This window comes from Bradyrhizobium sp. MI1.11 (assembly GCF_055811255.1).
Window position 1 is genome coordinate 1 of sequence record NZ_JBVVPM010000027.1, and the last position, 22,371, is coordinate 22,371.

Genomic DNA, 22,371 nt, shown 5'->3' on the forward strand with positions numbered 1-22,371 from the left:
ACAGTCTTGGCCGGAGCCTGTCGCGACCCAGACCTTCTCTCTCGACGTCTTCAGCCTCAAAAGCCAATAGCGCAACAAGCCCCTTGTGGGAGAAGGTGGCGCGAAGCGCCGGATGAGGGGTATTCCTCGGCGAATTCAAACTGACAAATGTGCATGCGGAGAGAGACGGTGCGCTCAGCGACGACTCTCAGTCCCACGCCGGTGCGAAACCGGGATTGACGCAGCGTCTGTCCTTCGGCAGCGCGGCGATCTTGTTGCGGTCGGCATCGTCGAGCGTGATCTTCAGCGCGTCCAGATTGGCCTGCTGGCTCTCTCGCCGCGACGCCTTCGGTATCGCGGCGATACCGTCCTGGTCGAGCAGCCATTTCAGCGCGACCTGCGCAGCGGTGGCATTGTGCCTGGCGCCGATCTCGGCCAGCACCTCATCTGACGCGACGCGTCCCTGCGCCAGCGGGCAATAGGCGACCAGCGGGATCGACTTGGTGTTGAGATAGGCCAGCACCTTCGATTGATCGAGCATGGCGTGGTATTCGATCTGATTGCACGCGATCGGCGCCTTGATGTCCTCGACCGCGATCTTGAGCAGCGCCGTGGTGAAATTGGCGACGCCGATCGCCCGCGTGCGCCCCTCCTGCTTCAGCGTCATCAAGGTCTCGAACACCGCTCCCCAGTCCGCCGCCTTGGACGGCCAGTGCACGAGATAGAGATCGACATGGTCCAGCCGCAGCTTGTTCAGGCTGGTGTCGAAGGCGCGGCGGATGGCGTCGGGGCTGAGGTTCTCGTGCCAGACTTTTGTCGTGACGTGCAGCTCGCCCCGCGGCAGCCGGGCCGCGGCGAGCGCAGCGCCGATCGATTCTTCGTTGCCGTACATTTCGGCGGTATCGATATGGCGATAGCCGATCGACAGCGCGCTCTCGACCGCCGCGCGGCAGGCATCGCCCTGCATGCGGAAGGTCCCGAGGCCGAGCTTGGGCATGCTGATGCCCTGTGTCTTGAGATTGTCCATGAAAAAGGCTCCTGACATCGTTCAGCCCGCCGGAGGCCAGCAGCGATGCTGCGTGAGCAGACTCTTCGGGGATGGAAAAGAGGTGGCGGGAATGGACAGCATAGCGCCGCAGGCGCACGGCGGCCAATCAAGATCGGGTTAGCGACTTACGAATGCTGCGCCACCACGGCTGGACGCGCCTGCGGCTGCGGCACGATATCGACCGACCAGAGGTCGCGGTTGTCGACGTCCTTCAGCGTTACGGTCATGACGCCGGTCCGGCCATCGATGTCGACCTTGCCGAAGAACTGCAGTCCGAAACAGGGCGCGAGGTTTTCGCCCTGCGCCTCGCTGCACCCGTTCTGATACATCGCGGCCGGACCAAAGGTATCGTCGAGCTCGCCCGGGCTCCAGGTGCCGGCATGCAAGGGTCCCGAGACGAACTCCCAGAACGGTTCGAACTCCTGGAATTGCGCCCTGTTCGGATCGTAGTAATGCGCGGCGGTGTAATGCATGTCGGCGGTGAGCCAGACGATGTTGCGAATTCCGGCGCGCTTGATGGACGCGAGAAGATCGGCGATCTCGTGCTCACGCCGGTCGGGCGGTCCATTCCCCAGTGCAACCGCATCGAGACTGACCAGGCCGATCGGCAGATCGGCCGCGATCACCTTCCAGGTCGCGCGCGAGGCCGCGAGCTCACGCTTCAGCCAGGCAAGCTGTTCGGCGCCCAGGATCCAGCCGCGGTGATCGTCGCCCTTGTTCCAGCTCTCGTCGCGATAGCTGCGCATGTCGATCATGAAGACGTCGAGCAGCGGACCATAGGCGATCTTGCGATAGACCCGCCCCTTTCGCGCGCCGATGTCGCGGATCGGCATGAAGTCGAAGAAGGCGCGGCGGGCGCGCGCGACCAGGCGCGGGGTGCCGTCATCCTCATGGCCGGCGGCGTCATAGCTACCGGTCGGCGACCAATCGTTGGTGACCTCGTGGTCATCCCATTGTGCAAACATCGGCACTTCGGCATGGAAGGCGCGGAAGTGCTCGTCGAGATGGTTGTATTTGTAATTGCCGCGGAACTGCGCCAGCGTGTGCGCGACCTCGGATTTCTCCTCGGTCACGACGTTGCGCCATATCTCGCCGTTCGGCAGCTTCTGCTCGGAGGGGATCGTGCAGTCGGCGTAGATGTGATCGCCGGAGTGGATGAAGAAGTCCGGGCGATTGTCGAGCATGGTGCGATAGCTGCGATAGCCGCCGCGCGATGTGTCGATGCCCCAGCCCTGCCCCGCGGTGTCGCCGGACCACAGGAACGAGATCGACCGGTCGGCAGCCGGCGCAGTGCGGAAGTGGCCGACGCGGCTTTCGCCGGCGATGCCGGTCGCGATGTCGTCGAAGCGTACACGATAGAAGATGTCCTGCCCGGGCGGCAGATCGTTCAGCAGCACTTTCGAGGTGAAGTCGGCATCGGGCGACGCATCGCGCGAAGCCGACGCAATGATCGTCTTGAAGCTCTCCACGGTCGAATAGTCCACCCGCATCCGCGCCGGCCGGTCGGCGCGCGCCCAGATCACCGCGGAGCCATCCGAGACGTCGCCGGACTGGATGCCGCCTGCGAGCTGCGGACGATCAGCGGCGCGGCTGAGATGTGGCGTTGCGAGCGCGGCAACGGTGAGGCTCGAGGTGGAACGGACCAGGAATTGCCGCCGGGTCCAGGCGCGCGAGGCGCGGAGCGCTACCATTCAGGAAACCTTCGTCGACTAGCGACGGAAGGTGCCTGCGTCGTTTGACCCCCGGCTTACGGTTTCTTGACCGCGGGCCTACGGTTTTACGACGTGCGGATGACGCTCGGAATTGACCTAATGCTTCCAGTTGCAGATGCCGCCGCTGCGGCACGGCCAGGTCTGGATGCGGGTGTCCATCGCCTGCGCGTCGAGCGGATTGCCGTGACGATGCGCGAGCTTGGTGCGCGCCGCGCCGCGCGGGTGCGCGGGCTTGGCGTGCGCAACCTTCGGCTCCGACACGCGCACGCGTTCGGCGGCGACCTTCTTCGGCACGTCGACCGGTTCGGCGCGCGCCTGCGCCTCGTTGCCGCCGCGCGCCTCCAGCGCGACCGGCGCGAACTGGGTTTCGGGCCCCAGCCGCTTCGGCGACAACACCGCCTTCGAAAGATCGAGGCCGAGATATTCGTCGGGCTTGTAGTCGTCAGCGCGCGCGACGCCGGCCCATGCGAGCACGAGGACAACGGCCATTGCAAAAGGAGCGCTCTTCATAATCACGGACGCCTCCTGAAATCGATTGTTAAGAGGTAATTTACCTCTATTTAGGAGGCGTCGCGCGCAATTCCAGCGGTCAACTGCCGCCGTAGTTAAGAAGTTTGGCGGTGTCAGGCGACCTTTCGCGGTGCACCCGTCTCTTCAAGAAACCCCATTAGACGGGTACGGATGATGGTTTCCGCCTCAGCCATGATCCTGTCGACGAGTTCCTTGCAAGTGGGGATGTCGTGGATGAGGCCTGCGACCATGCCGCAGCTCCACGCGCCCGCGTCCATCTGCCCGTCCAGCATGATCCTGGGATAAACGCCCGCGACCTGGTCGTGGATGTCGTCGATCTTCAGCTTGTCGCCCTTCTCGCGTTCGATCTCGAGCAGGCGGTCGACATTGGCGTTCTTCAGCACGCGCTCGGTGTTGCGCAGGCTCCGCATGATCAGGCGGGTGTCGCGTTCGGTCGCGGCGACCAGCGCGTTCTTGACGTTCTGATGCACCGGCGCTTCCTTGGTGGCGATGAAGCGCGTGCCCATGTTCATGCCGGCCGCCCCCAGCGACAGCGCCGCGACGAGGCTGCGGCCGTCGGCCATGCCGCCGGACGCGACGAACGGAATCTTCAATTCCTCCGCCGCGCGCGGCAACAGGATCATGTTGGGAATGTCGTCCTCGCCGGGATGGCCGCCGCACTCAAAGCCGTCGACGCTGACGGCGTCGCATCCGATGCGCTCGGCCTTCAGCGAGTGGCGCACCGACGTGCATTTGTGGATGACCTTGATCCCGGCGGCCTTCAGCGCGGGCATGTAGGCTTCCGGGCTGCGGCCGGCGGTCTCCACGGACTTGATGCCGCCTTCGACGATGGCCGCGATGTATTCCGGATAAGGCGGCGCGGCGAAGGTCGGCAGGAAAGTGAGGTTCACGCCGAACGGCTTGTCGGTCATATCGCGGCAGCGTGCGATCTCCTTTGCCAGCAGCTCCGGCGTCTTCTGCGTGAGACCGGTGATGATGCCGAGCCCGCCGGCATTGGAGACGGCAGCCGCCAGCTCGGCAAAGCCGACGAAATGCATGCCGCCCTGGATGATGGGGTGCTCGATGCCGAACAGTTCGGTGATCGCGGTCTTCACTTAAATTACCTCCCGGGCATTTGCTTGACGTTCGGACCAGTCTAGCCGGACATTTGCGCCGCGGTCACCCTTTCTCTCTCCATTTCGAGCCGAGCGGCTGTTGCCTCAATGCCCCCGCGCGGGGGCGCCCAGCTTGATCGGGCGCAGCACCGCGGCGGTCGGGATCATCAGCACCGCGATGACCGCGAGCGTCCAGAACACGTCGATATAAGCGAGCAAATCGACCTGCTGCTGCAAGGTGCGGCCGACCCAGGCGACCGCCTGCGCAGCCGCATCGCTCGCATTCGAGCCCTGAGCCTGGAAGAAGCGGGTCATCGTCTCGATAGCTTGCTGGTAGCCGAGGTCCGACGGCGCGGCGTGCTCGATCAGACGGCCCTGATGGAATTGCTGGCGCTGCGCCAGGATTGTCTGCGCCAGCGCAACGCCCATGGAGCCGCCGATATTGCGGGCGACGTTGATCAGCGCCGAGGCCTGGTTGGTCTTGTCCGGCGGCACGCCGTCATAGGACGCGGTCGTGACCGGCAGGAACAGGAAAGGCAGACCGAGCGCCAGGAAGATGCGCGACATCGCGGCGTAGCCGTAGGTGATGTCGCCGGTGAGGCCCGTGAGATGCCACATCGAGAACGCGACGATGGTGGCGCCGAGCATGATGAGGTATTTCGGCTGCACGCTGCTGACGAGACGGCCCACCACCGGCATCAGCACCAGGGTCGCGATTCCGCCCGGTGATAACGCAAGGCCTGCCAGCATGGCGGTGTAGTTCAAATCGCTCTGGAGCAGTTGCGGCAAAAGCTGCGTCGTCGAGATCAGCACCGCGCCGGTCGCAAGCATGACCAGGAAGCAGGCGGCGAACTGGCGGCGGCCGAGCAGGCGGAGATCGATGATGGGATCCTCGCGCGTCAGCTCCCAGGGGATCAGCGCAAGCAGTGACATGGCCGAAAGTACCGCGAAGAACACGATCATGTTCGAGCCGAACCAGTCGTTGCGCTGACCCTCGTCGAGCACGTATTCGAGCGAGCCGAGCCCGATCGCGACCAGCAGGAAGCCGACATAGTCGACGCGCAGGCCCTTGCTCAGCAGCTTCTCCCTCTCCTCCTCCGCCCCCGAGGGCTCCTTGACTAGCGTGCCGACCAGGAACAGCGACAGCAATCCCATGGGGACGTTGATCAGGAACACCCAGTGCCAGGTGTAGGTGTCGGTGATCCAGCCGCCGAGCGTCGGACCGACCACGGGCGCGACCACGACGGCGACGCCATAGATTGCGAAAGCCTGGCCGCGCTTGTGCGGCGGGAAGGAGTCGGCGAGGATCGCCTGCTCGCTGGTCGCCATGCCGCCGCCGCCAAGGCCCTGAAGGATTCGAAACAGCACCAGCGCCTGCAAATTCCAGGCAAAGCCGCACAAGAGCGAGGAGATTGTGAAAACCGCAACGCAGATCATGTAGAAGCGCTTGCGGCCGATCACGGTCGACAGCCAGCCCGAGATCGACAGCACGATGGCGTTGGCGACGAGATAGCTGGTGATGACGTAGGTGCTCTCGTCGATGCCGACGGCAAGCCCACCGGCGATGTGGCGCAAGGCGACATTGGCAATGGTGGTGTCGAGCACCTCCATGAAGGTCGCGATCGAGACGACGAACGCAATGAGATAAGGATTATGACCGCCGGCCGCCGAGCGCTCCGGCGACCAGCCGCCCGCGGACGCGCCGCCTTGCGCCGTGTCGGTCATCGCACCCTGGTCCAGGGCACGACCGACATGCCGGGACCGACGGGCAAATCGGCCGGCCAGCTGTCGACCACGATCTTCACAGGCACGCGCTGCACCACCTTGACGTAATTTCCGGTGGCGTTCTCCGCGGGCAACAGGCTGAACGCAGTGCCGGAGCCCGGCTGCACCGACTCGACATGGCCGGTCAGCTTGCGCCCGGGATAGGCGTCGATGCGGATCTCGACCGGCTGGCCCGGCCGCATGTCGTTGAGCTGCGTCTCCTTGTAGTTGGCGACGATCCAGACCTCGTCAGGCACGAACATCATCAGGCTCTGTCCCGCTGTGACGAAAGTGCCCTTGGCGCCGCTGAGCTTGACGACGCGGCCGGACTGCGCCGCAACGACGCTGGTATATTGCAGGTTCAGCTTGGCCTGATCGACCTGCGCCTGCGGCTGCTCGAGCTGCGCCCGGGCGCCCTCAAGCTGCGCTTGCAGCGTCTTGATGCCGACTTGCGCGGCCGTCACCGCGGTCTTCGCGCGCTCGGTGTTGGCCTGCTGCGCCTGAAGATCGGAGCGGGTCTGCTGCTGGCGCTGCACGGTGCCGGCGCCCTTCTCGACCAGATCCTGGGCGCGCGCGAATTCTTCCTGCGAGAACTGAAGCTGGGCCTGGGCCTGTTCGAGCTGCGCCTCCGCCTGCTTGATCTGCTCCTGCTGCGAAACGATCTGCGCCTGGACATTGGCGATGTTCGCCTTGGCGACCGCGACTTGCGCATTGGCCTGATCGATGGCGATCCGATAGTCGCGCTCGTCGATCTTGGCGAGAAGGTCCCCGGCGTTGACATGCTGGTTGTCCGTCACCGGGATGTCGGTCACGTAGCCGCCGACCTTGGAGGCCACGGAAAAGCTGCGCGCGGCGACGAAGGCATCGTCGGTGGATTCATAGTGGCTTATCTGGAGCCAATAGAGCAATCCGCCGATCAGAGCTGCGAGCAAGACGATGGCGCCAACGCTTGCCACCAGCCAATGCTCGCGAAGCCGATCTTGCAGCGACGGCGCCTTCGCCGGCTTCGAATCCTTGGCGTCGTGGGCCTGATCAGGAGATGTCTTCGGAGCTTCCTTCGCCCTCTGCGGCTGCTCCGCGGACGGTCCACGCTCCCGTGTCTGAGCATCCACGGTAAACACCTTTCTCGGGATTAAACTGGCGGCAGAGCCGCCAAAGCCGGCTCACGCGACGCGAGCCCAACCGCAACTCCTGATCATGGTTCCCCTTGTTGCGAGCACCATCGCGTTCGTGAACGCCCTGCCCAAAAGCGAGCGCGGCACACTGGATGCCGCGCTCGCCTCGATGACTCATGGGAACGGCACCTTGTCTCAGTGTGTCTTCGTCGCGTGCCATTTCTCGAGATCGGGCTTCACCTCGTCCGATCCCTGCTCTTTTTCCGGAGTGCCTTTCCAGGGCTTGTCCGTCTGCTTGTGCGAACCCCAGTCGCTCTGCTGCCGGGGATCGTCGTTAGGCCGTTCCTTGCTCATCGAGCTTCCTTTCGGTGGAAACGCTTACGCGAAGGGGACGCCATAATAGGAGTTGATGCCGCGAACCGCGGCGTCATCCCCCCAGTTCCAATCACTCCGCTCGCCATATTTCGGCGCGCCTTCCAGTTCCTTGGTGGTGATGCCCGTGACGTAACCGCCGAGCTCCGTGTCGTATTTCAGCGACTGCCAGGGCAGCGGATAATGGTCGTTGCCGAGGCCCAGAAATCCGCCGAAGCCGAGCACGGCGTAGGACACCTTGCCGCTGATCTTGTCGATCATCACGCGTTCGATCGAGCCGATTTTGTTGCGATCGGCGCCGTAGACCGATGTTCCCTCGACCTTGTCGCTGCCGATCAACCGACCCATCTCGTTTTGGTCCAGTTCACCCTGATTCAACATCTCAATTCTCCACTCAGCCAGTCTGGAGACAACCCAAAGAGGTGCGCGATCGTTCCGGCATGTTCCGTCAGACTTGAGGAACATCGCCGGAAACGGGCGGTTCTCTCAGCTTCAAATCCCGGAAACCAAATACCGGAAAACGAAGGGCGCCCTCGATGTCCCAGACCGTCTCAGACTTCATCGTTCAACGTCTGCATCAATGGGGCGTGCGCCACCTCTTTGGCTATCCCGGCGATGGCATCAACGGCGTATTCGGTGCGCTTCAGCGTGCTGAGGGCAAGATCGGCTTTGTCCAGGCGCGGCATGAGGAGATGGCCGCTTTCATGGCGAGCGCCTATGCGAAGTTCTCTGGCCAACTGGGGGTGTGTATCGCCACTTCGGGCCCCGGCGCCTCGCATCTGATCACCGGGCTCTACGATGCCCTGCTGGATCACCAGCCCGTGCTCGCGATCGTCGGTCAGCAGGCACGCAATGCGCTGGGCGGACACTATCAGCAGGAACTCGATCTCGTCTCGATGTTCAAGGATGTGGCTGGCGCCTACGTCATGCAGGCCTCCTCGCCGGCGCAAATCCGGCATCTGATCGATCGGTCGATCCGAATCGCGTTGGCCCGGCGCACGCCAACGGTGATCATCCTGCCCAACGATATCCAGGAGGAGCCCTACGAGGATCCGCCGCGCGCTCACGGCACCCTGCACTCTGGCGTCGGCTATAGCGCGCCAGGCATCAAGCCTCGTGACGCTGACCTCGACCGTGCCGCCGAGGTGCTCAACGCCGGCAAGAAGGTCGCGATGCTCATCGGCGCCGGCGCGCTCCACGCCACCGAAGAGGTGATCGCGGTCGCCGACCGCTTGTCCGCCGGCTGCGCCAAGGCGCTGCTCGGCAAGGCAGCGCTCCCCGACGATCTGCCGTGGGTCACCGGCTCGATCGGCCTGCTCGGCACCGAACCCAGCTACAACATGATGATGGAATGCGACACGCTGCTGATGGTCGGCTCGGGGTTCCCCTATGCCGAATTCCTGCCGAAGGAAGGCGCGGCGTGCGGCGTGCAGATCGACATCGACGCCAGCATGATGTCGATCCGCTTTCCCATGGAGGTCGGCCTGGTCGGCGACGCCGCCGAGACGCTGCGCGCCCTGCTGCCGCGACTGAAACCCAAGAGCGATGGCGCCTGGCGCCAGGGCATCGAAGACGACGTCGCGAAATGGTGGAAGACGCTGGATGATCGGGCCCATCAGCCCGCGGCACCGGTCAATCCGCAACTCGTCGCCTGGGAGCTGTCTCCGCGCCTGCCCGACCGCGCCATCGTCACCAGCGATTCCGGCTCCTGCGCCAACTGGTTCGCGCGCGACCTGAAGATGCGCCGCGGCATGACGGCCTCGCTCTCAGGCGGCCTCGCCTCGATGGGTGCCTCGGTGCCCTATGCGCTCGCCGCGAAATACGCGCATTCCGACCGCCCGGTGATTGCCCTTGTCGGCGACGGCGCGATGCAAATGAACAACATGGCCGAACTGATCACCGCCGCGAAGTATTGGCGCGAGTGGAAGGATCCGCGCTTCATCGTCTGCGTCTTCAACAACGAAGACCTCAACCAGGTGACCTGGGAGCAGCGCGTCATCAACGGCGATCCGAAATTCGAGGCATCGCAGCGCATCCCGAACGTGTCCTATTCGCGCTTTGCCGAGCTGATCGGCCTCTCCGGCATCTATGTCGACAGCCCGCAGCTACTAGGCTCGGCTTGGGACCAGGCGCTCGCGAGCCAGATGCCGGTGGTGCTGGAGGTGAAGACCGACCCCGAAGTGCCGCCGCTGCCGCCGCACATCACCTTGCAGCAGGCCAAGAACTTCTCTCTTGCGCTGATGAAGGGCGATCCCAACGAGAGCAGAGTGATCAAGGGCGCGGCGCGGCAGGTGTTGGAAAAAATCCTGCCTGGAAGTGAATGAGGTGAAGCATGAGCGATTTCCGCGATATCCAGCACGGCGTCAACGATCCCGTGGATGGCCTCGACGTGAAGCGGCAGATCAACGACAACCGGACGCCGCATGAACGGGCACAACGCCATGCAGACGTGCGTGCCGAGGCCACTGCCACGCCGACCGAGCCGTTCCTGCCCGAACGGCTTCGGCGCAAGCCGACGGATCCCATCAACCCACGCAGCGGGCGGAGACCGACGGATTAGCCGTTAGGAACTCCGGCCGCTGCAGCGTGTTGGTGGGCGCAATGCCGCGCGGCGAGAGGCTGCGCGCCCATTCGGAGGGATCGGACCATGAAACGAATGATTATCGCAGCTGCTTGCGTGCTGCTCGCAGGCCCCGCGCTCGCCCAGTCGCTGGGCGAGAAAACCGGCGTCAACTCGGCGCTCGGCGTCGCGCCTGCCACCGCCGACTTCGTCAAGGAAGTCGCCATCAGCGACATGTTCGAGATCGAATCGAGCAAACTTGCCGAGCAGAAGGGCAACGCACAGGAGAAGACCTTTGCGCAGCAGATGGTGACCGACCACACCAAGACCAGCAGCGAACTGAAGGGCCTCGTCACCGGCGGCAAGGTGCAGGCGACCCTTCCGACAGCGCTCGACAGCTCGCATCAGAGCAAGCTCGACAAGCTCAAGAGCGCGAATGGCAGGGACTTCAGCTCGGATTACAATTCGTACCAGGTCAGCGCCCACGAGGACGCGGTCTCGCTGTTCGAGCGTTACGCCAAGGGCGGCGACAATTCCGACCTGAAGGATTGGGCCGGCAAGACGCTGCCGGCGCTCAAGCACCATCTCGACATGGCCAAGGAGCTCGGCAAGGCGCCAAGCGTCGGCCAGACCAAGTAAACATCTTCCGAGGACGCCGGCTTGCGGGTCGGCGTCCTCTCGTTTTGCAACGATGCCTCTCTCCGCGCATTGAGATCGCGAGATCGCGGAGATCGTCATGACACATCACGACAAGGCTTCAGTATCCCGCCGGCACGTCGTCCAAGCGGCGAGCGCAACCATCGCTGCTGCTTCGCTGGCCTCTTCGACAGCGAAAGGAGACACGTCCATGGCCGAGCAGAAAATGGCCGAGCAGAACCTGGTCGATCCCGTCACCCGCTTTCCAAAGCCGCCGTTCAAGAAGCAATCGCAGCCCTGGCCTGGCCTCGCCGGCAAGATGGAGCCGCCCCCGGATCACGGCGAGACCAGCTACAAGGGCTCCGGCCGGCTCGCCGGCCGCAAAGCGCTGATCACCGGCGGCGATTCCGGTATGGGCCGCGCCGCTGCGATAGCCTATGCACGCGAAGGCGCCGACGTCGCCATCAACTATCTACCGGCGGAAGAACCGGATGCGCAGGACGTCATCGCGCTGATCAAGAAGGAAGGGCGTATCGGTCTCGCGATTCCCGGCGACCTTAAGGATGAGGCTTTCTGCAAGAAGCTGGTCGAGCAGGCCGTCCAAGATCTCGGCGGACTCGACATCGTCGTCTGCAACGCGGCGCGGCAGCAGACACGTGCGTCCATTCTCGACGTCTCCTCGGAAGACTTCGACGCGACCATGAAGACCAACATCTACGCGCCGTTCTGGATCATCAAGGCGGCGCTGCCGCATTTAAAGCCCGGCTCGTGCATCATTGGCACGACATCGGAGCAGGCTTACGATCCCTCGCCCGATCTCTATGACTACGCGCAAACGAAGGCGGCGACGATGAATTACGTGAAGTCGCTGGCGAAGCAGCTCGCCTCGAAGGGCATCCGGGTCAATGGCGTCGCACCGGGCCCGATCTGGACCCCCCTGCAGGTCTCCGGCGGCGCCACGATGGAGAAGCTCGAAAAATTCGGCGGCATGACGCCGCTCGGCCGTCCCGGCCAGCCCGCCGAACTGGCCTCCATTTACGTGCAGCTTGCCGCAGCCGACGCGAGCTATGCGACCGGCCAGGTGTATGGGTCCGCTGGTGGATCGGGACAGCCGTAAACGGCGCTTTGGCCCGGCCCCAGGCTGATGCCGCAAGGTAGGGTCCAGGAACCTTCTTTGTCTTCGGGCTTTACAAAACTGTCACAAAGGACATCACGCTTGCAGACCGATGGCATTGGTAGAGGTCAAACCCAGCCGGATCGATACCGCGATCGCGGATACGATCGCTGATCACACCAATTCAGGCGTCGAGCACACGGCGCAGACATTGACCTGGGCCGCTGACGAGCACGTGCTGCTCGCACTGGCCGCAATAGGGTGGCTCTATACTCATATTCGGCAGCCGCAACAGCGGCCCGTGGCAAACCACGTCCTGGCCGTGTCGCTCGCGACGGCCGCCCTGCCGCATATCCTGAAATCCGTGTTCGATCAGACCAGGCCAGACCGGCTGACCATACGCGGGCACGGGCATGGAGTACCCGTCTCAGGACGAGCGCGCGACGCGTTCCCGTCTGGTCACGCGGTCCATATGGGCGCTCTTGCCTCGGCGGCGGGCTTGCTGCCGAAGACGCCGCGCCGATTGCTGCGCACGGTTGCGATCGCGCTGTCACTGACACGGATCGCAGTGCTCGCGCACTGGGCAAGCGACGTGGTCGCAGGCTTTGCGCTTGGCGCGGCCGTAGAGAGACTCTTGCGGCCATGGACACTGACGCAATCGTTCCGCAAGCAAGTCAATCGGCGGGAAAAGCCGTGACCGAATATCTCGTGCGCTTCATCGCCGGTGGCATCATCGTCTCCGCCTTTGCGATCTTGGGCGATATGCTCAAACCCAAAAGCTTTGCGGGGTTACTCGGCGCGGCACCGTCGGTCGCACTGGCGACGCTCGGCATCGCCGTCGTCCAGCACGGCCCGCAATATGCTGCGGCCGAAAGCTGGACGATGATCTATGGCGCGGTCGCGCTCGGCTGCTACAGCGTCGTCGTCTGCCATCTGCTGATCAGATACCGTGTGTCCGCGCTGCCCGCGACCGTCCTCGCTGTTATCGTGTGGCTTGCGGTCGCCTTCGGCCTGCTCGCCGGCTTCGGAGGTACGGCCTGATGCCGGTCAAGCTGTCGCTCTCCGCGCTCAAGCAGACACGCTGGTACGAATACGGCATTCGTTTCCTGCTCGGTGGCCTGGCGACCGTGCTCACGGGGGTTCTGGGAGCGCGCTTCGGTGTGTCCGTCGGCGGACTTTTCCTTGCGCTTCCCGCCATCTTCTGCGCGAGCGCCACGCTGGTCGAAAGCCATGAACGCCGCACCAAGGAGAAGGCCGGCCTCAGCGGCACGCGCCGCGGGCAAGAGGCCGCCGCGCTCGACGCGGCTGGCGCCGCCTGGGGAAGCATCGGTCTCCTGGCATTCGCCGCCGTCTTTCATTTCACCGTGGCCGCGAGCGCTCCGGGCGCTTTCGCTGCCGCGTTGATAGTCTGGACCATCGTTTCGGTCTTGGCCTGGTGGCTCAGGCGCAAGCTTCGCATCGTCTCCCGCAAATCGCACCGATCAGCCCATTCGCCATCGTCAAAGGGCTCTCCCCTTGCGAAGCGCTAGCCCGCTTTGGCATGCGTTGACGGCTGCAATCTCGGCGGTTGAAGGCCCGGACTGTTGGCCCAGCGCTCGACCTGCTCGATGACCTTCTGGTGGCTGGGGCGCACCGGCTTGGGTGCCGCGCTCTCGTCGACATGTTTGCGGGGCAATGTGACTTCGCTCGTCATGAGGTCTCTCCCATTTGCCGGGAGCATACACCTGCCAAAGGGCCCTTGCATCATATAACATATTGATTTTGTTGTATTTTTTGGCTAACTTGGCGCCATAGCCGCATCTTGTGGAACCGCGGTGGAATGAGTTCGTTGAGTAAACTGCTCAACTTGCTCATTTTGGGTGATTGATCATGAACGACCTTCGCGCCGAGCGGCTCCAGGTCATGCTGTCACCGGAAGAACTGGCCGCGGTCGACGACTTCCGGTTCAAACATCGCATGCCGACGCGAGCCGCGGCTGTGCGCGAGCTCCTCAAGCTCGGCCTGGCCACCGCCGCTGTCGATGCAGGGCCTAATGTCAAATCGAGCAGGTTCGGGGTTTTCGGGCGCGGCCCGGACGGCCATACGCAACCGCATCCGCAGCGCGACGCCGAGGATTAGTCCAGCCTGATGCTCAAGCAAACGGCCCCGGCACGGGGTGCCAGGGCCGTCCTTGGAGATTGCTTCCGGATCACCGGGGGCATGACAGCCGGAAGCAATCCCTCGACTCTTTGCGTGCGAATTCGTTCCTGATGGAATTAGCCGCTCGGGGCGTCGCCGGAATCATCCGGCGCCATGCCGGAGCCGGGCGTCTTGCTGTTGTCGTTCAGTTTGGGATCGCGCGTGGCCTCACGAGAGGGCGAGCCCTTTGGCTCCGACTTGTGCACGGTCTGCGCACGCTGCTTGTCCCGCGGCTGCTGTTCACCGCGTTGATCTCTGATGATGCCTTGGTCGGAATGGGCCATGATAGCTCTCGCCTCTTTGCTGTCTCGAAGCGCTTACGCGCCGGAGCGTCGAAGGTTCCGACCCGCGAGATCAGACTGCTAACTATGCGTCGAGTGCACCGGGGCCGATGCATTTTCGTGATGCACCTGCCGCACCGTCGTCACGGTGGCGAACGCGACCGACACGCCAAAGGCGAGGATGAGCGAAAGAAGAGCCAGACGTGGAGCCATTGCAAAAACCTCCTGGAATAGGAAATCAACGCGATCGACTGTTACGAATGACCCTGCTTGCTGTCCGTGAGCAGTCTCACACGCAGATCCACGAAAACGACAGCGCTACGCGTCCTGCTTTTGAAGCCTGCGGGCCGGAACGGGCGGCACCTCGCCGTCGAGCCAATCCTGCTCGTCGGCAAGTGCCGTCCACGCATTCGCCATGCGCAGAAAACGATTGTGTGCCGGCTGCCCTTCGGCCCTCTCGGCGAGCTGGAGGCAGTTGTCGGCGTTATTCCTGAAGATCTCGGACTGTTTCATCAGTATGAATTGGGGACGGAACCGTCGCGTCGCAACCGCCCTTACCGGATCGTAACATCTGCGGAACTTTCGACCGCCGTCCGCCTTGGATATCCCATGCGGATTCTTCTCGCGATCGTTTTGGCATTCGTCAGCACGGCAGCGCTTGCCGACAGCACCGGGGAGCGAAGGCCGGGCGGCCGCACGCCGACCGCAACCGAGACCATCAGTGATCTCTACACTTTCAGCCGCTTCCAGCAGGGTCTGCTGGAGAGCACCGACCTCAAGGGCAATGCCGAGGTCAAGAACCTCGCCGCCCTGCGTGCCGAAGAAGCGGCCAGGCGCGACAAGGCCCTGAAGCCAATTCAGGAAGCGATCGGCACCGAACCGCGCGTCACCAAGACGACGCCGGCGAGCGCGAGCCTGGTCGAGCCCGAAACTTCGGACGGACCGAGTTTTGTCAGAAGCTTCTATGCAGCACAGATTCCCGAGTATGAGTCGGTAATCGACCTGCTCGAACGCTATCTCAAGGCGCCCGACAATGCCGCGCTTGCAGCGTTCGCGCGCGAGCAACTCCCGATGTTGCGCTCGCAGGTCAAGGACGCCGAGCGCACCATGGCAGACAAGTAGACCGTTCACTTGTCGCTGGGATGACTTTGCTGGCTCTCCGGCCGCACGGTGCGGTTGCTCTCCGGCATCCTGTCGCGGCCGGCATCCCCATTGTCATCCTTGCCGCCCGAACTCGACGTGCCGCTACCGCTGGGATTAGACCGGGTTGACGTACCCGTGGTTGGTGTGTCCGCACGTGGGGTGGCGGAGCTTGCGGCGGGATCGCCGGTGACGGCCCCACGGCCGCTGGGGGCCCCGCCCTGCGCGAACGCCGATCCGGCCAACAACATCACGGTCCCGATGACGGCAAATCCTGCTTTCATGTGCGCTCTCCCTCCATCTGCGGGCTAACGGCACGCCCGGCGCTCCGTTCCGGAAGGCAGATAACCAAGTCGCTGAAAACAAACGGCCGGCCCGGAAATACTGGAACTGGATGGAACCATTCCGAGGGATCGCACTTAGGTTAATCGGGCTGAGCAAAGCAGGTTCCACTTCCTGGCGCCGTGACGTTGGCGCTTGATTTCGAATTTGGCTGACGCTCTATTTTGATAATCCGCGTCTTGCCTGGGAATCGGCTGACGCCTGCGGGGGAATCAGTATGAGCGACCTCGATCCCGGATCTGCATCACGTTCCGGTCGTCGCGTTCCAAAGCCAAAAACCAACGGCATGTCGGAGCCCGATTCCCGGGCAGAATTGCTGCTCGCCCTGCAGGCCATGCGCAACGGCGATTTCTCCGTGCGCATGAGCGGCGACTATCTCGGCATCGACGGCAAGCTCGCCGACACTTTCAATGACATCATCGCCGCCAATCAGCGCATGGCGCAGCAGCTCGAGCTGGTCGGCCAGGTCGTGGGCCGCGAGGGCAAGACGCGACAGCGCGTGAAGTTTGGGCTGGCCTCCGGCTCCTGGGCCGACATGGAAGGCTCGGTCAACACGCTGATCGACGATTTGCTGTGGCCGACGCGCGAGGTGACGCGCGCGGTCGCGGCCGTGGCGCAGGGCGACCTGCTCCAGACCGTCAAGCTCGACGTCGATGGGCGTCCCCTGCGCGGCGAATTCCTGCAGTCGGCGACTATCGTCAACACCATGATCAAGCAGCTCGGCGTGTTCACCTCCGAGGTGACGCGCGTGGCGCGCGAGGTCGGCACCGAAGGCAAGCTCGGCGGCCAGGCCCAGGTGCCTGAGGTGACCGGCGTCTGGAAGGATCTGACCGAGAGCGTCAACTCGATGGCGAACAACCTGACCAATCAGGTTCGCAACATCGCCGAGGTGACGATCGCAGTTGCGAACGGCGACCTCTCGAAGAAGATCACGGTCGACGTCCGCGGCGAGATCCTTCAGCTCAAGGAAGCCATCAACACGATGGTGGACCAGCTCCGTTCCTTTGCCTCGGAAGTGACGCGCGTGGCGCGCGAGGTCGGCACCGACGGCAAGCTTGGCGGCCAGGCCATCGTGCCAGGCGTCGCCGGCACCTGGAAGGATCTCACCGATAGCGTCAATGCGATGTGCGGCAACCTCACCGCACAGGTGCGCAACATCGCCAACGTCACCACCGCCGTGGCGCGCGGCGACCTGTCGCGCAAGATCACGGTCGACGTGCGCGGCGAGATCCTGGAGCTGAAGGACACCATCAACACCATGGTGGACCAGCTCAACTCGTTCGCCTCGGAAGTGACGCGCGTGGCGCGCGAGGTCGGCACCGAAGGCAAGCTCGGCGGCCAGGCCCAGGTGCCGGGCGTCGCCGGTACCTGGAAGGACCTCACCGACAACGTCAATTTCATGGCGTCGAACCTCACCGCGCAGGTCCGCAACATCGCCGATGTCGCCACCGCCATTGCGAGCGGCGACCTGTCGAAGAAGATCACGGTGAACGTCTCGGGCGAAATCCTTCAATTGAAGGAAACGCTCAACACCATGGTCGACCAGCTCAACGCCTTCGCCGGCGAAGTCACGCGCGTCGCGCGCGAGGTCGGCACCGAGGGCCGGCTCGGCGGCCAAGCCAACGTGCTCGGCGTCGCCGGCACCTGGAAGGACTTGACCGAGAGCGTCAACTCGATGGCCTCGAACCTCACCGCGCAGGTCCGTAACATCGCCGAGGTGACGACCGCGGTCGCGGGCGGCGATCTGTCGAAAAAGATCACGGTCGATGTCCGCGGCGAAATCCTGGAGCTGAAAGACACCATCAACACCATGGTGGACCAGCTCAATGCCTTCGCCGGTGAAGTCACGCGCGTGGCCCGCGAGGTCGGCACCGAAGGCAAGCTCGGCGGCCAGGCCCAGGTGCGCGGCGTCGCCGGTACCTGGAAGGATCTCACCGACAGCGTCAACTCGATGGCCTCGAACCTGACCGGCCAGGTCCGCAACATCGCCGAAGTCGCGACCGCGGTCGCCAAGGGCGATTTGTCGAAGAAGATCACCGTCAACGTGTCAGGCGAAATCCTTCAGCTGAAGGAAACGCTCAACACCATGGTGGACCAGCTCAACGCCTTCGCCGGCGAGGTCACGCGCGTCGCGCGCGAAGTTGGCACCGAAGGCAAACTCGGCGGTCAGGCCGAAGTGCCCGGCGTCGCCGGCACCTGGAAGGACCTCACCGACAGCGTCAACTCGATGGCGGGCAACCTCACCGCCCAGGTCCGCAACATCGCCGAAGTCGCGACTGCGATCGCCGGCGGCGACTTGTCGCGCAAGATCACCGTGGACGTGCGCGGCGAGATCCTTCAGCTCAAGGACACGCTGAACACGATGGTCGACCAGCTCAACCGCTTCGCCGGTGAAGTGACGCGCGTCGCGCGCGAGGTCGGCACCGAAGGCCGGCTCGGCGGTCAGGCCAACGTGCCCGGCGTCGCCGGCACCTGGAAAGACCTCACCGACAGCGTCAACTCGATGGCGGGCAACCTCACTGCCCAGGTCCGCAACATCGCCGAAGTCACCACTGCCGTGGCGCGCGGCGACCTCTCGCGCAAGATCACCGTCGACGTCCGTGGTGAGATTTTGGAGCTGAAGAACACCATCAACACCATGGTGGACCAGCTCAACGGCTTCGCCGGTGAAGTGACGCGCGTCGCGCGCGAGGTCGGCACCGAAGGCAAGCTCGGCGGCCAGGCCGAAGTCCCCGGCGTTGCCGGCACCTGGAAGGATCTCACCGACAACGTCAACTTCATGGCCTCGAACCTGACGGCGCAGGTCCGCAACATCGCCGAGGTCGCGACCGCGATCGCCGGCGGCGACCTGTCGAAGAAGATCACGGTGGACGTGCGCGGCGAAATTCTGCTGCTCAAGGACACCTTGAACACCATGGTCGAGCAGCTTCGCTCCTTCGCCGCGGAAGTGACGCGCGTCGCACGTGAGGTCGGCACCGAGGGGCGGCTCGGCGGCCAGGCCGTCGTGCCCGGCGTCGGCGGCACCTGGAAGGACCTCACCGACAACGTCAACCTGCTGGCCGCGAACCTCACCACCCAGGTCCGCAACATCGCCGAAGTCACCACCGCGGTGGCGCGCGGCGACCTGTCGCGCAAGATCACCGTCGACGTGAAGGGCGAAATCCTCGAGCTCAAAAACACCATCAACACCATGGTGGACCAGCTGAATGCGTTCGCCGGCGAAGTCACGCGCGTTGCGCGCGAGGTCGGCACCGAAGGCGAACTCGGCGGCCAGGCCCAGGTGCCCGGCGTCGCCGGCACCTGGAAGGATCTCACCGACACCGTCAACTTCATGGCGGCGAACCTGACCGAGCAGGTCCGCGGTATCGTCAAGGTGGTGACCGCGGTCGCCAACGGCGACCTCAAGCAGAACCTCACCGTGAAATCGAAAGGCGAGGTCGCCGCACTCGCCGACACCATCAACAACATGACCGAGACGCTCGCGACCTTCGCCGACCAGGTGACGTCGGTGGCGCGCGAGGTCGGTGTCGAGGGCCGGCTGGGCGGTCAGGCCGACGTGCCCGGCGCCGCCGGCACCTGGAAGGATCTCACCGGCAACGTCAATTTGCTGGCGGCCAACCTCACCTCGCAGGTGCGCGCGATCGCGGAAGTGGCGACCGCCGTGACCAAGGGCGACCTGACGCGGTCGATCCAGGTCGACGCCCGCGGCGAGGTCGCGGAGCTGAAAGACAACATCAACACGATGATCACCAACCTCCGTCTCACGACGGACGTGAACACCGAGCAGGACTGGCTGAAGACCAATCTGGCGAAATTCACCAACATGCTTCAGGGCCAGCGCGACCTCACCACCGTCGGTCGCCTGCTGTTGACCGAATTGTCGCCGCTGGTGAACGCGCATACCGGCGTGATCTATCAGGTCGAGAACGAAGACAATCCGCGGCTCCTGCTGCTTGCCTCCTATGCCGGCGACGGCGTCTATCCGTATCCGCGCGTGCTGCCATTCGGCGACGGCCTGATCGGCCAATGCGCGCTCGACCGGCGCCCGCGCGTAATTGCGGACATTCCGCCCGACGTGGTGCCGATCAATTCGGCGCTGCTTCGCGTCGCGCCGAAGAACCTCGTGGTGCTGCCGGTGCTGTTCGAAGGCCAGGTCAAGGCGGTCATCGAGCTCGCCTCGCTCACCTCCTTCACGACCTCGCAGATGACCTTCCTGGAGCAGCTCACGGACTCGATCGGCATCGTGCTCAACTCGATCGAGGCGACGATGCAGACCGAAGGCCTGCTCAAGCAGTCGCAGCAGCTCGCCGGCGAGCTCCAGACCCAGCAGCGCGAATTGCAGCAGACCAACGACCAGCTCGAACAGAAGGCGCAGCAACTCGCCGAGCGCAACGTCGAAGTGGAGCGCAAGAACCAGGAGATCGAGCAGGCCCGCCGCGCCCTGGAGGAAAAGGCGACCGAACTCGCGCTGACCTCGAAGTACAAGTCCGAATTCCTGGCCAATATGAGCCACGAGCTGCGCACGCCGCTGAACTCGATCCTGATCCTCGGCCAGCAGCTCACCGACAATCCGGACGGCAATCTCACCGGCAAGCAGGTCGAATTCGCCCGCACCATCCACGGCGCCGGCACCGACCTACTCAATCTCATCAGCGACATTCTCGATCTCTCCAAGATCGAGTCCGGTACGGTGACGGTCGACGCCGAGGAAATCCTGACCGCGAACCTGCTCGAGACGGTCGGGCGGCCGTTCCGTCACGAGGCGGAGAACCGCAATTTGTCGTTCAAGATCGACGTCGATCCGAATCTCGCGCGCAGCCTCGTCACCGATTCCAAGCGCCTGCAGCAGGTTTTGAAGAACCTGCTCTCCAACGCCTTCAAGTTCACCGCCGAAGGCGAGGTGCGCCTGAAGGTCGCCGCAGCGGTCGGCGGCTGGGGCACGGATCATCCGGTGCTGAATTCGGCGCCGGCCGTGATCGCATTCGAAGTGTCCGACACCGGCATCGGCATCCCCCTGGAGAAGCAGAAGCTGATCTTCGAGGCGTTCCAGCAAGCGGATGCCGGCACCAGCCGCAAATATGGCGGCACCGGCCTCGGCCTTGCGATCAGCCGCGAGCTCGCAAGCCTGCTCGGCGGCGAGATCCACCTGCGCAGCTTGCCGGGCAAGGGCTCGTGCTTCACGCTTTACCTGCCGCTGAAATATTCCGGCCCGACGCTCGCGCCCCGCGCGACGCCCCAACAAAGCCAGCCGCCGGCGCTGCAGCCCGCTACAGCCGAACCGCAGCGCGTCATCGAGCAGCTTCCCGACGACCGGCTCAACCTCGAACCCGGCGACAGTATCCTCCTGATCGTCGAGGACGACCCGCACTACGCACGCGTGCTGGTCGACCTCGCGCGCGACAAGGGATTCAAGGTGCTGGTCGCCGCACGCGGCGCGGAGGCGCTGGAGCTAGCAAAGCAGTACCAGCCGAGGGCCGTGTCGCTCGACGTATTCCTGCCGGATATGCTCGGCTGGACCGTGTTGAGCCAGCTCAAGCACAATCCGCTGACCCGCCACATCCCCGTGCAGATCATCACGCTCGACGAGGACCGCCAGCATGCGCTGGCGCGCGGCGCCTTCTCCTTCGTCAACAAACCGACGACGACCGAGGGCGTTTCGGCCGCGCTGACGCAGATCAAGGAATATGCGCGACCGCGGCGCAAGCGGCTGCTGATCGTCGAAGACAACGAGGCCGAGCAGCTCTCGATCCGCGAACTCCTGCATCACGACGACATCGAGATCGTGACGACCGGCACCGGTGCCGACGCGCTCTCGATGCTGCGTGAGACCCCCTGTGATTGCGTCGTGCTCGACCTGCGCCTGCCCGACATGACCGGCTTCGAGGTGCTGGACCAGATCCGCAACGACGAGGCGCTCTCGAACGTTCCGGTCGTCGTCTTCACCGGCCGCGAGCTGTCGGCCGAGGAAGATGCGGAGCTCCACACCATGGCGCGAAGCATCGTGGTCAAGGGCGTGGAATCGCCGGAGCGCCTGCTTGACGAGACCGCGCTGTTCCTGCATCGCGTGATCACGGAGTTGCCGGTCGAGAAGCAGCGCATGCTCGAGAAGCTGAACAGTTCCGACGAAGACCTGATCGGCAAGACAGCCCTGCTCGTCGACGACGACGCCCGCAACATCTTCGCGCTGTCGAGCGTGCTGGAGCGGCGCGGCATGAAGGTGCTGACGGCCACGACCGGCAACGAGGCGGTGACCTTGGTCGAATCCAACCCGGAGATCGCCATCGTGCTGATGGACATCATGATGCCGCAGATGGATGGCTATCAGACCATCGGCGTCATTCGTGAAAATCCGACCTTCGCCCGTCTTCCGATCATCGCGTTGACGGCCAAGGCCATGAAGGGCGACCGCGAGAAATGCCTCGAGGCCGGCGCGTCCGACTACCTCGCCAAACCCGTCAACACCGATCAATTGCTGCTTGCAATCCGCATGTGGCTGCACCGCTGA

General features: G+C 64.1%; 23 protein-coding genes. 10 read left to right on the top strand and 13 right to left on the bottom strand.

Annotated features, from left to right (window positions below; translation table 11 throughout):
* Positions 1-187: 187 nt before the first annotated feature.
* The 8 genes from AC0L30_RS24665 to AC0L30_RS24700 form a co-directional block, all read right to left on the bottom strand.
* Entirely contained in the window at positions 188-1,006 is an 819-nt protein-coding gene (locus AC0L30_RS24665; RefSeq protein WP_007594740.1) for an aldo/keto reductase, read from the bottom strand.
* A gap of 146 nt (positions 1,007-1,152) precedes the next feature.
* Positions 1,153-2,718 carry an alkaline phosphatase D family protein gene (locus AC0L30_RS24670; protein ID WP_473405396.1) on the bottom strand — a complete coding sequence of 522 codons (1,566 nt, stop codon included), beginning with the start codon at positions 2,716-2,718 and terminating at the stop codon, positions 1,153-1,155.
* A 117-nt stretch (positions 2,719-2,835) separates the two neighbouring features.
* Positions 2,836-3,249: a hypothetical protein gene (locus AC0L30_RS24675; RefSeq protein ID WP_007594744.1), complete on the bottom strand. Its 414-nt coding sequence runs from the start codon at positions 3,247-3,249 to the stop codon at positions 2,836-2,838.
* 113 nt (positions 3,250-3,362) lie between these two features.
* Positions 3,363-4,364: an NAD(P)H-dependent flavin oxidoreductase gene (locus AC0L30_RS24680; protein ID WP_007594746.1), complete on the bottom strand. Its 1,002-nt coding sequence runs from the start codon at positions 4,362-4,364 to the stop codon at positions 3,363-3,365.
* A 105-nt stretch (positions 4,365-4,469) separates the two neighbouring features.
* Positions 4,470-6,089, bottom strand: a complete 1,620-nt coding sequence (locus AC0L30_RS24685) for a DHA2 family efflux MFS transporter permease subunit (RefSeq protein ID WP_007594747.1) — start codon at positions 6,087-6,089, stop codon at positions 4,470-4,472.
* Positions 6,086-7,240, bottom strand: coding sequence for an HlyD family secretion protein (locus AC0L30_RS24690; RefSeq protein WP_473405397.1), 1,155 nt, complete (start codon positions 7,238-7,240; stop codon positions 6,086-6,088). The genes AC0L30_RS24685 and AC0L30_RS24690 overlap by 4 nt, the downstream gene beginning before the upstream one ends.
* A 198-nt stretch (positions 7,241-7,438) precedes the next feature.
* The gene (locus tag AC0L30_RS24695) at positions 7,439-7,597 is read right to left on the bottom strand and encodes a hypothetical protein (protein WP_007594751.1); all 159 of its coding nucleotides are present in this window, start codon (positions 7,595-7,597) and stop codon (positions 7,439-7,441) included.
* Positions 7,598-7,621: 24 nt separating this feature from the next.
* Positions 7,622-7,996, bottom strand: a complete 375-nt coding sequence (locus tag AC0L30_RS24700; protein ID WP_007594753.1) for a PRC-barrel domain-containing protein — start codon at positions 7,994-7,996, stop codon at positions 7,622-7,624.
* Positions 7,997-8,151: 155 nt separating this feature from the next.
* Between AC0L30_RS24700 and AC0L30_RS24705 the strand changes: the two genes are divergently transcribed.
* The 7 genes from AC0L30_RS24705 to AC0L30_RS24735 all read left to right on the top strand — a co-directional run bounded on the left by AC0L30_RS24705 (position 8,152) and on the right by AC0L30_RS24735 (position 13,454).
* Positions 8,152-9,939, top strand: a complete 1,788-nt coding sequence (locus tag AC0L30_RS24705; RefSeq protein ID WP_473405398.1) for a thiamine pyrophosphate-requiring protein — start codon at positions 8,152-8,154, stop codon at positions 9,937-9,939.
* Positions 9,940-9,947: 8 nt separating this feature from the next.
* Positions 9,948-10,175, top strand: a complete 228-nt coding sequence (locus AC0L30_RS24710; protein ID WP_007594757.1) for a hypothetical protein — start codon at positions 9,948-9,950, stop codon at positions 10,173-10,175.
* Between the two features lie 87 nt (positions 10,176-10,262).
* Positions 10,263-10,814 (top strand): DUF4142 domain-containing protein, encoded by a 552-nt coding sequence (locus AC0L30_RS24715; RefSeq protein ID WP_007594761.1) that lies wholly within the window; start codon positions 10,263-10,265, stop codon positions 10,812-10,814.
* Positions 10,815-11,037: 223 nt separating this feature from the next.
* Positions 11,038-11,928, top strand: coding sequence for an SDR family oxidoreductase (locus AC0L30_RS24720; RefSeq protein WP_198288303.1), 891 nt, complete (start codon positions 11,038-11,040; stop codon positions 11,926-11,928).
* Positions 11,929-12,037: 109 nt separating this feature from the next.
* Positions 12,038-12,622, top strand: coding sequence for a phosphatase PAP2 family protein (locus AC0L30_RS24725; RefSeq protein ID WP_007594765.1), 585 nt, complete (start codon positions 12,038-12,040; stop codon positions 12,620-12,622).
* Positions 12,619-12,966, top strand: coding sequence for a DUF3147 family protein (locus AC0L30_RS24730; RefSeq protein WP_007594767.1), 348 nt, complete (start codon positions 12,619-12,621; stop codon positions 12,964-12,966). The genes AC0L30_RS24725 and AC0L30_RS24730 overlap by 4 nt, the downstream gene beginning before the upstream one ends.
* Positions 12,966-13,454, top strand: coding sequence for a DUF3147 family protein (locus tag AC0L30_RS24735; protein ID WP_219678618.1), 489 nt, complete (start codon positions 12,966-12,968; stop codon positions 13,452-13,454). Before AC0L30_RS24730 ends, AC0L30_RS24735 begins: the two co-directional genes overlap by 1 nt.
* Here the strand turns inward: AC0L30_RS24735 and AC0L30_RS24740 are convergent.
* Positions 13,451-13,618: a hypothetical protein gene (locus AC0L30_RS24740; protein WP_007594771.1), complete on the bottom strand. Its 168-nt coding sequence runs from the start codon at positions 13,616-13,618 to the stop codon at positions 13,451-13,453. The two genes, AC0L30_RS24735 and AC0L30_RS24740, sit on opposite strands and share 4 nt — an antisense overlap.
* Positions 13,619-13,794: 176 nt before the next feature.
* Here AC0L30_RS24740 and AC0L30_RS24745 point away from each other — a divergent pair, with 176 nt between their 5' ends.
* Positions 13,795-14,043, top strand: a complete 249-nt coding sequence (locus AC0L30_RS24745; RefSeq protein ID WP_007594773.1) for a hypothetical protein — start codon at positions 13,795-13,797, stop codon at positions 14,041-14,043.
* A gap of 137 nt (positions 14,044-14,180) precedes the next feature.
* Here AC0L30_RS24745 and AC0L30_RS24750 read toward each other — a convergent pair whose 3' ends face one another.
* The 3 genes from AC0L30_RS24750 to AC0L30_RS24760 all read right to left on the bottom strand — a co-directional run bounded on the left by AC0L30_RS24750 (position 14,181) and on the right by AC0L30_RS24760 (position 14,897).
* Positions 14,181-14,387, bottom strand: coding sequence for a hypothetical protein (locus AC0L30_RS24750; protein WP_007594775.1), 207 nt, complete (start codon positions 14,385-14,387; stop codon positions 14,181-14,183).
* A gap of 78 nt (positions 14,388-14,465) precedes the next feature.
* Positions 14,466-14,597 carry a hypothetical protein gene (locus AC0L30_RS24755; RefSeq protein ID WP_007594777.1) on the bottom strand — a complete coding sequence of 44 codons (132 nt, stop codon included), beginning with the start codon at positions 14,595-14,597 and terminating at the stop codon, positions 14,466-14,468.
* A gap of 105 nt (positions 14,598-14,702) precedes the next feature.
* Positions 14,703-14,897 (bottom strand): hypothetical protein, encoded by a 195-nt coding sequence (locus tag AC0L30_RS24760; RefSeq protein ID WP_007594779.1) that lies wholly within the window; start codon positions 14,895-14,897, stop codon positions 14,703-14,705.
* Between the two features lie 96 nt (positions 14,898-14,993).
* Between AC0L30_RS24760 and AC0L30_RS24765 the strand changes: the two genes are divergently transcribed.
* Positions 14,994-15,506: a DUF4142 domain-containing protein gene (locus tag AC0L30_RS24765; protein WP_007594781.1), complete on the top strand. Its 513-nt coding sequence runs from the start codon at positions 14,994-14,996 to the stop codon at positions 15,504-15,506.
* A 5-nt stretch (positions 15,507-15,511) separates the two neighbouring features.
* On the opposite strand, the gene AC0L30_RS24770 is transcribed toward AC0L30_RS24765, so the two are convergent.
* On the bottom strand, positions 15,512-15,808 hold the full coding sequence (locus AC0L30_RS24770) for a hypothetical protein (protein WP_007594783.1): 297 nt from the start codon (positions 15,806-15,808) through the stop codon (positions 15,512-15,514).
* A gap of 275 nt (positions 15,809-16,083) precedes the next feature.
* Here AC0L30_RS24770 and AC0L30_RS24775 point away from each other — a divergent pair, with 275 nt between their 5' ends.
* Positions 16,084-22,371 (top strand): HAMP domain-containing protein, encoded by a 6,288-nt coding sequence (locus AC0L30_RS24775; RefSeq protein WP_007594784.1) that lies wholly within the window; start codon positions 16,084-16,086, stop codon positions 22,369-22,371.

Excerpts from the sequence above, each read along its gene's own strand:
- AC0L30_RS24715 (WP_007594761.1), top strand. The coding sequence starts at position 10,263 with ATGAAACGAATGATTATCGCAGCTGCTTGCGTGCTGCTCGCAGGCCCC.
- AC0L30_RS24770 (WP_007594783.1), bottom strand. The coding sequence starts at position 15,808 with ATGAAAGCAGGATTTGCCGTCATCGGGACCGTGATGTTGTTGGCCGGA.
- AC0L30_RS24675 (WP_007594744.1), bottom strand. The coding sequence starts at position 3,249 with ATGAAGAGCGCTCCTTTTGCAATGGCCGTTGTCCTCGTGCTCGCATGG.
- AC0L30_RS24710 (WP_007594757.1), top strand. The coding sequence starts at position 9,948 with ATGAGCGATTTCCGCGATATCCAGCACGGCGTCAACGATCCCGTGGAT.
- AC0L30_RS24665 (WP_007594740.1), bottom strand. The coding sequence starts at position 1,006 with ATGGACAATCTCAAGACACAGGGCATCAGCATGCCCAAGCTCGGCCTC.
- AC0L30_RS24695 (WP_007594751.1), bottom strand. The coding sequence starts at position 7,597 with ATGAGCAAGGAACGGCCTAACGACGATCCCCGGCAGCAGAGCGACTGG.
- AC0L30_RS24720 (WP_198288303.1), top strand. The coding sequence starts at position 11,038 with ATGGCCGAGCAGAACCTGGTCGATCCCGTCACCCGCTTTCCAAAGCCG.
- AC0L30_RS24775 (WP_007594784.1), top strand. The coding sequence starts at position 16,084 with ATGAGCGACCTCGATCCCGGATCTGCATCACGTTCCGGTCGTCGCGTT.
- AC0L30_RS24700 (WP_007594753.1), bottom strand. The coding sequence starts at position 7,996 with ATGTTGAATCAGGGTGAACTGGACCAAAACGAGATGGGTCGGTTGATC.
- AC0L30_RS24740 (WP_007594771.1), bottom strand. The coding sequence starts at position 13,618 with ATGACGAGCGAAGTCACATTGCCCCGCAAACATGTCGACGAGAGCGCG.
- AC0L30_RS24735 (WP_219678618.1), top strand. The coding sequence starts at position 12,966 with ATGCCGGTCAAGCTGTCGCTCTCCGCGCTCAAGCAGACACGCTGGTAC.
- AC0L30_RS24750 (WP_007594775.1), bottom strand. The coding sequence starts at position 14,387 with ATGGCCCATTCCGACCAAGGCATCATCAGAGATCAACGCGGTGAACAG.
- AC0L30_RS24765 (WP_007594781.1), top strand. The coding sequence starts at position 14,994 with ATGCGGATTCTTCTCGCGATCGTTTTGGCATTCGTCAGCACGGCAGCG.
- AC0L30_RS24705 (WP_473405398.1), top strand. The coding sequence starts at position 8,152 with ATGTCCCAGACCGTCTCAGACTTCATCGTTCAACGTCTGCATCAATGG.
- AC0L30_RS24725 (WP_007594765.1), top strand. The coding sequence starts at position 12,038 with ATGGCATTGGTAGAGGTCAAACCCAGCCGGATCGATACCGCGATCGCG.
- AC0L30_RS24670 (WP_473405396.1), bottom strand. The coding sequence starts at position 2,718 with ATGGTAGCGCTCCGCGCCTCGCGCGCCTGGACCCGGCGGCAATTCCTG.
- AC0L30_RS24755 (WP_007594777.1), bottom strand. The coding sequence starts at position 14,597 with ATGGCTCCACGTCTGGCTCTTCTTTCGCTCATCCTCGCCTTTGGCGTG.
- AC0L30_RS24760 (WP_007594779.1), bottom strand. The coding sequence starts at position 14,897 with ATGAAACAGTCCGAGATCTTCAGGAATAACGCCGACAACTGCCTCCAG.
- AC0L30_RS24685 (WP_007594747.1), bottom strand. The coding sequence starts at position 6,089 with ATGACCGACACGGCGCAAGGCGGCGCGTCCGCGGGCGGCTGGTCGCCG.
- AC0L30_RS24745 (WP_007594773.1), top strand. The coding sequence starts at position 13,795 with ATGAACGACCTTCGCGCCGAGCGGCTCCAGGTCATGCTGTCACCGGAA.